The sequence below is a fragment of the Streptomyces sp. SN-593 genome, assembly GCF_016756395.1.
GTDB lineage: Bacteria > Actinomycetota > Actinomycetes > Streptomycetales > Streptomycetaceae > Actinacidiphila > Actinacidiphila reveromycinica.
Map to the genome: position 1 here is coordinate 3,333,701 of NZ_AP018365.1, position 12,012 is coordinate 3,345,712.

General features: G+C 76.0%; 7 protein-coding genes. 4 read left to right on the forward strand and 3 right to left on the reverse strand.

All coding sequences use genetic code 11. From position 1 onward, the window contains the following. Window positions 1-245: 245 nt before the first annotated feature. Window positions 246-1,508: a phosphodiester glycosidase family protein gene (locus tag RVR_RS13720; protein ID WP_202234126.1), complete on the reverse strand. Its 1,263-nt coding sequence runs from the start codon at window positions 1,506-1,508 to the stop codon at window positions 246-248. 496 nt (window positions 1,509-2,004) lie between these two features. On the opposite strand from RVR_RS13720, the gene RVR_RS13725 reads away from it, so the two are divergent. Then, complete coding sequence (locus RVR_RS13725; RefSeq protein ID WP_202234127.1) at window positions 2,005-3,567, forward strand: CehA/McbA family metallohydrolase; 1,563 nt, start codon at window positions 2,005-2,007, stop codon at window positions 3,565-3,567. A 192-nt stretch (window positions 3,568-3,759) separates the two neighbouring features. Here RVR_RS13725 and RVR_RS13730 read toward each other — a convergent pair whose 3' ends face one another. Further along, window positions 3,760-4,530 carry an AMP-binding protein gene (locus RVR_RS13730; RefSeq protein ID WP_237404722.1) on the reverse strand — a complete coding sequence of 257 codons (771 nt, stop codon included), beginning with the start codon at window positions 4,528-4,530 and terminating at the stop codon, window positions 3,760-3,762. A 477-nt stretch (window positions 4,531-5,007) separates the two neighbouring features. Between RVR_RS13730 and afsR the strand changes: the two genes are divergently transcribed. The 3 genes from afsR to RVR_RS13745 all read left to right on the forward strand — a co-directional run bounded on the left by afsR (window position 5,008) and on the right by RVR_RS13745 (window position 9,503). Beyond that, the gene (afsR, locus tag RVR_RS13735) at window positions 5,008-7,956 is read left to right on the forward strand and encodes an SARP-family global regulator AfsR (RefSeq protein WP_202234128.1); all 2,949 of its coding nucleotides are present in this window, start codon (window positions 5,008-5,010) and stop codon (window positions 7,954-7,956) included. Window positions 7,957-8,248: 292 nt separating this feature from the next. Next, a complete protein-coding gene (locus RVR_RS13740; RefSeq protein WP_202234129.1) occupies window positions 8,249-8,455 on the forward strand; it encodes a hypothetical protein in 207 nt (68 codons plus the stop codon). Window positions 8,456-8,876: 421 nt separating this feature from the next. Next, a complete protein-coding gene (locus tag RVR_RS13745; RefSeq protein ID WP_202234130.1) occupies window positions 8,877-9,503 on the forward strand; it encodes a hypothetical protein in 627 nt (208 codons plus the stop codon). 50 nt (window positions 9,504-9,553) lie between these two features. Here RVR_RS13745 and afsK read toward each other — a convergent pair whose 3' ends face one another. Continuing rightward, window positions 9,554-11,992 (reverse strand): protein serine/threonine kinase AfsK, encoded by a 2,439-nt coding sequence (gene afsK, locus RVR_RS13750; protein ID WP_202234131.1) that lies wholly within the window; start codon window positions 11,990-11,992, stop codon window positions 9,554-9,556. Between the last annotated feature and the right edge of the window lie 20 nt (window positions 11,993-12,012).

Here is a 12,012-nt window from a genome sequence, read left to right on the forward strand (position 1 = left end):
TGGGCCGGGTGGGGCGGTACCGGTGCGCCTGCCGTGCGGAGCCGGTGCGCACTCCATGAGGGGCCGGTGAGTAGCGGATGGGCCGCCGGTGCGGGGGCTGTGCGGGGCCGGCGGACTTCCGGGCCGGCGCGGGCCGACCGGGGCGCCGACAGGAGGGCCGACCGGGAGTGGGTCCACGGGCCGGCAGGCCTGGGGGCAGGCCGCCTGCCCGGCCAGGGCCCGCGGACCCGGCGGCCGACCAAGGCTCAGCGGCCGGTGCTGAACACGCCGACCGCGTTGGCCACCGGCCGCTCCGCGACGCCGGAGGGGTTGTTGCGCACCGTGGCCGCGGCCTGGCCCGGCCCGCGGGTGACCAGGGTGGTCGAGCCGCCTCCGTCGAGGTTCACCGCGTCGTCGGCGCCCGCCCGCCGCATCACGTCGGCGACCTCCGCGACGGTCAGGCCCGGATCGGCGGCCGCGGTGCCGTCGAGCGCGAGCAGGTACAGCGTGCGGCCGCGGGCTCCGAAGCCGGCGGCGGTCCGCACCGCGGCCGTCGTCGCGTCCAGTCCGGGCAGCGGCGCGCCGTCGCGCAGCACCGTGAAGCCGCCCACCGCGAAGGCGTAGGGCACGCGCGACGCGGCCGGGACGAGGCGTTCGGAGACGTCCGCGCGGTCGCCGACGCGCAGCGCGCGCAGGGCGTCCGCGCCCGCCTCCCGCCCGACCAGCACGGTGCTGCCCGGCGCGATCGCGCCCTGCCCGGGAGCGTCGGACACGGCGGTCACCCGGCCGCGGCGCACGGTCACCTCGTAGGTGTCGGTGGCGCACGCCGCGGCGCGGGAGGTGTCGGAGCCGCAGACGGCGCGCTCGCGGGAGACGGTGCCCCAGCCGGCCGTGTACGCGCCGATGCCGCCCTCGGGCAGCGCGTACTGGTTGAATCCGCCGAGCGGGTGGCTGCCCTGCCGGGTACGGAGGTCGCCGGCCAGGGTGAGCCGGTCCAGCCGGGCCCTGCGGTCCGCCCCGACCCCGAGCACGTCGCGCGTGGTCCCGCCGGGCGGCATCGCCGGGCCGAACCGCTGCGCGTCGGGCACCGCGGCCTTCAGCGCCCGGCCGCCGGCGATCTCCGGGCCGTCGGAGGAGCCGGTGGGGGTGACCCCGGGGTGTTCGTCGGTGATGTTGAAGAAGTCGCCGTTGACCGCGGCCACCGCCTGTGCGGTGTCGGCGAGTCGGGACACCGGCGCGCGCTCGGCCACGGCGCCGGGCGTCAGCAGGTCCACCCGCACCCGCGGGTCGGACAGGTCGACGGTCAGCAGGTACCCGGTCACGGCGCCCTTCCCGCCCGCCACCGTGAACTGACCGTATGTCACGCCATGCGCCACCTGCTCCACCTGGGAGTACGGCAGGCCCGCGCCGTCCCGCGCGGCCGCGCCCGACGCTCCCGCCAGGCTGCCGGCCAGCGCGCCGAACGCCGCGACGGCCGCGCCCCCGGCCCGAAGCCCGAACCGCGACCGCGCCCTCGTACGACCGCCCACGCCCACCCCTCCCGTGCTTCTTGGGCCCGCAACTCACGTGTTCCCTGGAGGACTTCACCAGCCCGGGGCGGGCCGGGCGGTGAACCACGAGGAACGGGGCGGCGGCGCGACCGCGAATTCACCCGCGCCGACGGCCTTCCCCGCGAAGCGACCGGAAGCGGCCGGAGCTGGCGGAGCCGGCGTGGACGTGTCCCGGCACGGCATCGCCTTCGGCGTCGGCGTCGGCGTCGGCGTCGGCGTCGGCGTCGGCGAACCGGTCGCGCACCCGGGTGCATGTGCAAGCGGCCTTACGGCGCCGGACGCGGTCCGACCGTCGCGCACCGCAGCGGGCGCCGCGGGACCCCGCCGGACGCCGGGCGCGCCGCCCACCTCGCCGTCCGTCCGCCCGGCACTCACCCGTACGGCCCTCCCGACCCACCGGTCCCCCCTGTTTCGGCCCCCGCCCGCACAGTGCGGCGTCACCCGCCCGTCATCCGCGGCCGCGACCGTGGAGGCCATGGACCGACGAGATGTGCTGAAGCTCTCCGCGAGCGCGGGTGCGGCCGGTGTCCTTACGCTGGCTCCCGTGGACTTCGCCGCCGCCTCGGACTCCGGCGCGGACCCCGGCTCCGGCCGGGGCGCCGCGGCCGGCTCCCCGCCCCCGGGGGACGCCGCACCCCTGACCCGTACCCTCACCGGCCACCTGCCCACCGGCGCGGCCGACTTCGTCCACCTGCCGCTGGAGGTGCCGGCCGGGGTGCGGCAGATCGCCGTGTCGTACACCTACGACCGTCCCGAGGTCCCGGCCGGCGTGCTCGGCAACGCCTGCGACATCGGCATCTTCGACCAGCGCGGCACCGATGTCGGCGGCCGGGGCTTCCGCGGCTGGTCGGGCGGGGCGCGCACCGGGTTCGTGATCAGCGCGGAGGAGGCGACGCCCGGCTACCTGCCCGGGCCCGTCGAGGCGGGCACCTGGCACGTGGTGCTCGGCCCGTACACGGTCGCCCCGCAGGGCCTGGACTACTCGGTGACCGTCACCCTCACCCCCGGCGACCGCGGCACCACGCCCGCGCCCGACTACCCGCCGGAGCAGGTGCCCGGCCGCGGCCGCGGCTGGTACCGCGGCGACTGCCACCTGCACACCGTGCACTCCGACGGGAAGCGCACCCTGGAGCAACTGGCCGCGCTGGCCCGGGCGGCGAGGCTCGACTTCATCAACTCCAGCGACCACAACACCTCTTCGGCGCATCCTCTGCTCGGTCCGCTGGCCGGCGACGACCTGCTCGTCCTCACCGGCGAGGAGATCACCACCCGCAACGGCCACTACCTGGCCGTCGGGGTGGACGGCGGCGAGTGGATCGACTGGCGCTACCGGGCCCGGGACGACGCCTTCGACCGCTTCGCCCGGCAGATCCGCCGGGCCGGCGGCATCGTGGTGGCGGCGCACCCGTACGGCACCAGCCTCGCCGCCCAGTGGAAGTTCGGCTACGACAACGTGGACGCCGTCGAGGTCTGGAACGGCCCCTGGACTCCCGACGACGAGGCGTCCCTGCTCACCTGGGACAACCTCCTCACCGGCGCGGCCCGGCGCGGCGACGGCCGGTGGGTGCCCGCGATGGGCAACTCCGACGCCCACCGCGACCCCGACGTCGTCGGCCTGCCGCAGACGGTGGTGCTCGCCGACGGCCTCGACCGCCGCTCCCTCCAGGCCGGCATCCGCGCGGGGCGATCCTGGATCGCCGAGAACGCCGGGGTCCGGCTCTCCCTGTCCGCCACCGGCCCGCAGGGCGAGCACGCGGACATCGGCGGGCGGTTGCCGGTCGCCCCGGACGCCGAGGTGACCGTCCGCCTGGAGGTGGGCGGGGTGCCCGCCGACTCGCTGCTGCGGCTGCTCACCGACGAGGGCCAGGTCCTCGGCCGGGCGCTGCCCGCCTCGGGGGTCGTGGAGTGGACCACGACCGCGTCGTACTCCTCCTACGTGCGCGCGGAGGTACGGCACCCCGCCCCGGCCGGCGACACCTCCGGGCTCCCCGGACCCGTCGCGGCGCTCACCAACCCGATCTGGCTCGGCCGCGGTTGACGCGCGCCGCAGGGCCCGCGTACACGGCCCGGCCCGCGGGGCGGGTGCGCACGGCGCCCGCCCGGCACAGAGCCCGCCCGGAGTAGTGCCCGCCCGGCACAGCGCGTGCCCGCGGTAGCGCGCCGCGGAGCCCGCGCCACGCCACCCCGCAACGCCACCGCGTCACGCCACCTCGTCACGCCACCGCGCCCGCTACACCGCGACCCGGATGGGCAGCAGGATGCGCCACACGGCGTCCTCCACCCCGTGCACCGCGGCGATCCAGCCGACGTTCTCCTCGTCGGTGCCCAGCCGGACGGCCTGCGCCAACTCGTCCATCACCTCGGTGAGGTCGCCGTGCGACATCGCAGACTCCAGCCGGCCGCCCACCGCTCCGTCGTCGTGGTAGCGGTGGTAGGCGGGCGCGCCGCGCAGCACGCCCACCGGCCGCCAGTTCTGCGCGAGTTGCCACGTCGGCTCGCCGGAGACGTGCAACCCGTCCGCCTCCACCACCTCGACGCGGGTCCGGTCCACCGCGAGCGGCGTCCACGTGTCGGTGCCGGTGAGCACCATCGCCGGGTCGGAGCGCAGCGCGGCGTGCGCCACCGAACTGGTCGCGCCCGGCGAGGACAGCACGAGCGGCACCGCGGCCATGCCGGCGTACAGGCAGCCGAGGAACGCGCCCGCGAGGTCCGGACCCTGCGGGTAGACCAGCATGACGCGGCTGCCCGGCTGGAGCGCGCGGCCCAGTCGGGCGGCGACGGCCCGGGCCCTGCGGTCCAGCTCGGCGAAGCTGCACCCGGCGGTCCCGGTGGCGGTCCTGGACGGGTCGTCACCGTAGGGCAGCGCGGGGATCCCCTGCGGACGCCGCTCCGCCCGCTGCCGCAGCAGCGGACCGGGCAGGCGCCCCTCACCCGGGGTGGTGCGGAAGCCGCCGCCGCGCCCCCGCCGGGGCCGGCTGTGCCTCCCCCCGCCTCGGGTCACCGTGTCCGTCCCGGTGGGTGCGGGCGGTACGGGTCCCGCCCCCGGAAGCGTGGATGTCCCGTGCAGCGACGGCCAGGAGAGCACCGCACCGAACACGGACGATCCCTCCCGGCGCAATCCCCCTGGAACCGAAGAACCCGCCGAATCGTTTTTGCCCGACACCCACATGTCCTCGTCACCCATCCGTTCGCAGGACACACACAGGTGTGAACCCGTCCCACACAGCACAACCTCCGCGCACGCACAGACAGAACCTCGAATTCGGCCCAACATTCGGCACGAGGCCGGATCGGCACCATGCACGGGGTGACCTCGGCCGCCCGACACGGCAAACTGGCACGGACGGGGCCGAAATCTCGGCTCCGCATGTCATGCAGAGAACTGTTCCGTCCAGCGATGAACGATAGATATACGCGCGGAGCGCCGGGCCCGGGGACGCGCCCGGCCTGCGCGCATGGGCGATCCAGGGGGCAGACGATGGAGAGCAGCACGGAACCGGGCGGCCTGCGCTACGCGGTCCTCGGCCCGGTGCGTGCCTGGCGGGGCGACGAGCCGGTCGGGACCGGGGCGCCACAGCAGCGGGCCGTGCTCGCCGCCCTGCTGCTGCGCGGCGGCCGTACCGCCTCCGCCTCGGAACTGCTGGACGCCGTCTGGGGCGAGAACCCGCCCAACACCGCGCTCGCCGCCCTGCGTTCGTACGCCTTCCGGCTGCGCAAGGCGCTCGGTCCCCACGCGCTGGTCACCGATTCGGGTGGATACGCGCTGCGCCTCGCGCCCGACGCCCTGGACTACACGATCGTCGAACGCCTCGCCGCGGACGCGGAGAAGGTGAGGGCGAGCGACCCGGAGCACGCCCGGCGCCTGCTGGTGTCCGCCCTCGACCTGTGGCACGGCGAACCGCTGGCCGGCCTGCCCGGGCCGCACGCGGAGGCGCAGCGTTCCCGGCTGGCCGAGTGGCAGGTCGGGCTGTCCGAGACCCGCCTCGAACTCGACCTGGAACTGGGCGCGCACGCCGAGGCCGTCTCGGAACTCACCGCGCTGTCCGCCCAGCACCCGCTGCGCGAGCGGCTGCGCGCCCTGCTGATGCTCGCGCTGTACCGCAGCGGCCGCCAGGCCGAGGCGCTGGGCGTCTACGCCGACACCCGCCGCCTGCTCGCCGACGAACTCGGCATCGACCCCTCCCCCGACCTCAACGACCTGCACCAGCGCATCCTGGAGGCCGACCCGGACCTCGCCGCGCCGGCCACCGCCGTCGCCGCGCCGCCCGAGATCGTCCGCCCCGCGCAACTGCCCGCGAGCGTCCCCGACTTCACCGGACGGCGCGCCGCCGTGGAGGAGTTGGGCGGCCAGCTCACCCTGGCCACCGAACAGGGCCGGGAGGGCGGGGTGATGGCGGTCTCCGCCGTGGCGGGGATCGGCGGCGTGGGCAAGACCACGCTCGCGGTGCACGTCGCGCACGCGGTCCGCGACGCCTTCCCCGACGGCCAGTTGTACGTCGACCTCCAGGGCACCGAGCCGCGCCCGGCCGAACCCGAGGTGGTGCTCGGCGGGTTCCTGCGGGCCCTGGGGGTGCCCAACTCCGCCGTCCCCGACTCGCTCGCCGAGCGCGCCGCGCTCTACCGCTCCACCCTCGACGGCCGCCGCGTGCTGGCCCTCCTCGACAACGCCTACGACGCCGCCCAGATCCGGCAGTTGCTCCCCGGCACCCCGGGCTGCGCGGCCCTGGTCACCAGTCGGATGCGGATGGTGGACCTGGAGGGCGCGCACCTGGTCGACCTCGACGTGATGTCGCCCGAGGAGGCCCTGAAGCTCTTCAGCCGGATCGTCGGCGAGGAGCGGGTGTCCGGCGAACGGCAGGCCGCCCTCGCGGTGGTGGGCGCCTGCGGCTTCCTCCCGCTGGCGATCCGGATCGCCGCCGCCCGGCTGGCCGCGCGCCGCACCTGGACGGTCTCCGTCCTGGCCCGCAAACTCGCCGACCAGCGCCGCCGGTTGGACGAGCTGCGCGCCGGCGACCTCGCCGTCAAGGCCACCTTCGCGCTCGGCTACGGCCACCTGTCACCCGAGCAGGCCCGTGCCTTCCGGCTGTTGTCGCTGCCCGAGGGCCCGGACATCTCGCTGGACGCGGCGGCCGCCGTCCTGGACCTCGACCCGTACACCACCGAGCAGTTGCTGGAGACGCTGGTCGACATAAGCCTCATCGAGTCGGCCGCGCCCGCCCGTTACCGCTTCCACGACCTGCTGCGGCTGTACGCCCGCGAGTGCGCCGAGCGCGACGAGACCGAGCAGGAGCGCTGCGCGGCGCTGTCCCGGCTGCTGGACTTCTACCTCGCCTCGGCCGAGGCGGTCTACGCGCTGGAGAACCCCGGCGACCGGGTGCTGGACCACCTCGCGGGCACGGTGCACCCGGGCCTGGCCTTCGACTCCCGCGACGCCGGGCTGGAGTGGCTCTTCGCCGAGGCGCAGGTGCTGCTCGCGGCGGTCGAGCAGTCGGCCGACGAGGACTGCGACGGCCTGATGCGCAAGGCGACCGACCTGCTGTGGGCCGCCCAGGACCTGATGGAGTCGGGGATCTACGCGCGCCAGTACGAGCAGGCCGCGCACGCCGTGGTGGCCACCGCGCACGCCTGCGGGGACGCGCTGGTCGAGGGCCGGGCCCGGGTGCTCGTCGCCCAACTCCTGCGGATGACCGCCCGCTTCACCGCGGCCGACGAGGAGGCGCGGCGCGCGATGGTCGTCGGGCTGGCCGCCGAGGACCCCGTCACCTGCTGCTACGCGCCGAACCTGCGGGGCATCATCGCGCACCAGGGACAGCGCTTCGACGACTGCACGGAGTACCACGAGGCCGCCCTGAAGGCGTTCCGGTCCGACGGCAACCGGCACGGTGAGGCGTCCGCCCTGAGCAACCTGTCCCGCGCCCAACTGAGCCTCGGCGACTCCGACGCGGCGGTCGCCACCAGCCAGCAGGCGCTCGCCGTCTACCGCGAGTTGAACGTCGGCTTCCGGCTGGGCAACGGCCTGTACGCGGTCGCCGTCGCGCTCACCGCCGCCGGACGCGTCGAAGACGCGGTGGCCCGGCTCAACGAGGCGTTGGAGATCTTCCGCGACGCGCGGCAGCAGTTCTGGGAGGGCATGACGCTCTACCGGCTGGCCGAGGCGCACCGCGCGGCCGGGCACAGCCTGCGGTCGGCCGCCGCGGCCGAACAGGCCCTGGTCATCCAGCGCGAGGTGGGCGGCGAGTGGCGCACCGCCAACGTCCTGACCGTGCTCGGCCGCGCGCTCGCCGACATGGGCCAACTCGTCCGGGCGCACGCCTGCTGGCACGACGCGCTGGGCATGTACGCGGCGCTCGGCTCCCCGGAGGCGGAGCAGGTACGGCAGTTGCTCAGCGCCGACTCCGCGCCGCCGGTGATCCGGATGGTCGGCTGACCGACCTCGGCGGACCTCGGCCGGGGTCGGACGGCGGACGGCGGACGGCGGACGGCGGACCGACGCCGGGCTGCGACCGGCCGGTCCGGTCGGCGGGCCGCAACGGGCAGCCCGAACCGGAAACCGGGCGCGGCGCTCCACCTGTACGGCACCTCATCGATACCGTTTATCGGTTGATTATCGGCGCCTGTCACGATTCCATCACCGCACGAGCCGCCCGCCCGGTGATGCACGGGGGTCGTCGCCGGGTGGGCTTCACCACAGCAGGTCCCCGAAGTGCAGGAGAACGACCATGACCACCGAGAACCAGCCGACCGACCCGACCGACCCCGTACCGCCGACGACGTCGGCCCCGGGCACGGTGGAACCGGACAACTGGCACACGGAGGACGCCTCGGAGGTTCCGATCGCCGGTCTGCTGACGGACCCGGCCACGACGGCGAAGCCCGGTCAAGTCAAGCCGAACAACTGGCACACCGAGTCCGAGCCCGCAAGCTGATCCGCGCGAGGCGCCCGAACCGGAACGCGACCGAGCGCGCACGCAGCGTGCACCGGACGGGCCGGGGGCGCCGGGCAACCGCCCAGCCGCGGATAGGGTCCCGTGGACCTGGAGATGGGGGTTTCCGGGTCTGCGAGAGAAAAGGGGGACGCCCGGAAGGGGGAACGGGGGGCTGGCTCAGGGGGCCGGCCCACTGCCCGGGTGGCAGGTCGGCCGCAGCGCGGAGGGGGCGCTGCGGCCGACCTGCGTCGTGAGGGGGCAGGGGAGCGGACGACGGGTGTGGGCCGAGGGCCGCGCCGCTCACCCCCGCCCGCGCTCGCCCGGCATCCCCGCGCCCCGGCTCGCCTGGCACTGCCGCGGCGCCGGGCGTAGCGTCGGCCACGTGGGGGCCGAGTGAGCGACACGAGGCGGTGGCACCACGATGGTCCGCAACATCATGGGGTCACTGCTCGCGCTCGCCGGAGCGGCGGCCGCCGTCTGGTGCCCCTTCCGAGCCTGGTACGACGGCCGTCACGGGTCCGACGTCCGGATCGACGACCTCTTCACGGGGGTCGGCGTCACCGGTCGTGACGCGGCCCTGCTCGGCTCCCTCTTCCTGCCGATGGGCTTCGCCGCGCTGCTCACGCTGCTGGGCGTGCTGTGCCGGTCGTGGGCGGCGGTGGCGCTGGCCGGGTGCCTGGTGCTGGGCGTCACGGTGCTGTGGATGGTGCGGCAGGCGCAGTTCTCCGGTTCGCTGACCGCGGGCGGCGACGGCATGGACACGGGCGTCGGGATCGCGGTCGGCGGCGGGCTGCTGCTCTTCGCGGCGGCGTTCCTGCTCTCCGGGCTGCGCCGCCCCCGCTACGGCCGGCCCGACGAGACCCTGCCGCCGCAAGAGGGCGCTCCGGTGCCGGACGACCCCGCCGCGGGCGGCGGCGCGCCGCACGGCACCACGTCGAACGGCACCGCCGACCTGTCGTGGGACTCCGCGCCCCACGGGCCCTCGCGGCCGTCCCACCGCTCCGGGTACGCCGAGCCGCTGTCCTCCGACGGGACGCCGGAGGCGTGATCCGCGGTCTGCGGCCCGCATCGGGCCGCACCGGGCCGGGATCGGGCCGATCAGGCGCGGCGCGAGGTGGAGCCGGTGCCCTTCGCCGCGTCCAGGGCGTACACGCAGCGGTCCTTGGAGCAGGCGTAGACCACGCCGTCGGCGGTGACCGGTGAGCCGGTGATCTCGCCGCCGGTCTCCAGCCGCCAGCGCAGTTGGCCGCCCTGAGCGTCCACCGTGTACAGGCAGTGGTCCTTCGAACCGAAGTGCACCCGGCCGTCCGCCACCGCGGGCGACCCGGTGATCTCGTTCTGTGCGGCGAACCGCCAGCGCGGCGCCCCGCTGACCGCGTCCAGCGTGTACAGCGCGCTGCCGGCCCCGAGGTGGACGCCGCCCGCGGCGACCACCACCGGCTCCAGCGACTGCCGCGGCTCGGTGGCGACCCGCCAGCGGTCCCGGCCGTCCGCGGGGTCCAGGGCGTACACGGTGCCGAGGTGGTCGGTGACGTAGACGCCGCCGCCGGTGGCGCCCGGGCCCGGCACGTGGGCGGGCGGGGCGAACATCACCGCGGGCGCCTCGAAGTGCCAGCGCTCCGCGCCGGTCCGCGCGTCGAGGGCCAGGACGCGGGTGCCGGCGGTCAGGTGGACGACGCCGTCGGCGACCACCGGCCGGGTCACCACCGAGCCGGCCGCCCCGGGCTCCCCGACGGGGTACGACCACAGCTCCGCGCCGCTTTGCGCGTCCACCGCGTGCAGCAGGCCGCCGCCCTGGTAGTACACGGCCCGGTCCTCGACGGCCGGTCCGGCCTCGGGCGACTCGAACTCCGTCTGCGCGCCGGCCCGCTCCCAGCGCAGCGTGCCGCGCTCGGCGTCCCACGCCTGCACCACGCCGCCGCGCACCCCGGTGACGACGGTGCCCGCGTCGGCGCGTACCGCGTACACCCAGCCGTCTATCGGGGTGCGCCACCGCTCGCCGCCGTCGGCCGCGCCGAGCGCGAAGAGGCTGGGGCCGTCCGACGCGTGGATGCGGCCGCCGGCCACCGCCATCGTCCAGGCCACGTCCCTGGTCTTGAACTGCCTGCGCCCGCTGGCCACGTCGAGCGCGTGCACCTCGAAGGACGTGACGTAGAGCAGGCCGCCGTCCACCACCGGGGTGCCCCACACGTCGTTCGACATCCGGAACCGCCAGGGCCGCCACTCCCCCGGGGGGCCGGGCGGTCGCGGCACGGCGGGCACGGACGCGGGCGGGGCCTTGGCCGTCCGCTGGGCGCCGCGGGGGCGTACCCACTCGGTGCCGGGCACCGGTCCGGCGGTGGCCTTGAGGTCGGCCGCCCGCGCCAGCCGCAGTCCCGGCCCGATCGGCGCGGACCCGGCGAGCTGTACGGCCGCGGCCGCGTGCTGGGGAGCCGGGCCGCGGGGCGGCTGCTGCGGCCGGGGCGGCGACGCGGGCGGTGGCGGCACCGGCCCGGACTGCTGCGGCGCCGGCCCGGGAGGCGCCGCCTGCGGTACGGGCGGCTGGAGGGCGGGGCTCGGCGGCGGTGCGGGAACCTGCGGACCGGAGACCTGGGGGCCGCCCTGGCGGGTGAACCGGCCGCCGTTCTGCACCGGCCCGATCCGGCTGCGGTGCCGTTCCTCGATCATGGCGACCGCGCCGGGCGGCAGCCAGGCCGAGGCGGTGCCGGTGTCGTCGCCGCCGGAGGAGAACAGGTGCGGCGCGAGTTGTGCCTGGAGGTCGGCCGGAGAGGGGCGCTCCTCGGACTTCATCCGCATGCACGACTCGATGAGCGGGCGCAGTTCCTCGGGCAGCCCGGCCAGATCGGGGCCTTCGCGCAGCAGCATGAAGACGGTCTCGACCGGGTTGGCCCCGTGGAAGGGCGCGTGCCCGGTCGCGGCGAACACGAGGGTGGAGCCGAGCGAGAAGATGTCGCTGGCGCCGCGCACGCTGCGGGAGTCGCGCGCCTGCTCGGGGGACATGTAGGCCGGGGTGCCGACGGCCACGTTCGTCATGGTCAGCCGGGTGTTGGAGACCCCGGAGGCGATGCCGAAGTCGATCACCCTGGGACCGTCCTCGACCACCAGGACGTTCGACGGCTTCATGTCCCGGTGCACCAGGCCCGCGGCGTGGATCGACTGGAGCGCCTCGGCGATGCCGGCGGCGAGCCAGCGCACCCCCTGGGCGGGCAGCGGGCCGGACTGGCTGACGATCTCCTCCAGGGACGGCGCCGGGACGTACGCGGTGGCGAGCCAGGGGACGGCGGCCCGCGGGTCGGCGTCGACGACGGCGGCGGTGTAGAAGCCGGAGACCGCGCGGGCCGCCTCGACCTCACGCGTGAAGCGGACCCGGAAGAGCTGGTCCTCGGCCAGTTCCGCCCGTACGGTCTTGATCGCCACCCGCCGACCGGAGGCCGAGCGGGCGAGATAGACCAGCCCCATGCCGCCGGCGCCGAGCCGTCCCAGCACCTCGAAAGGGCCGATCCGTCTCGGGTCATGCTGCGTAAGCTGCTCCACCACTTGCCCTGCCACCTCCCCGT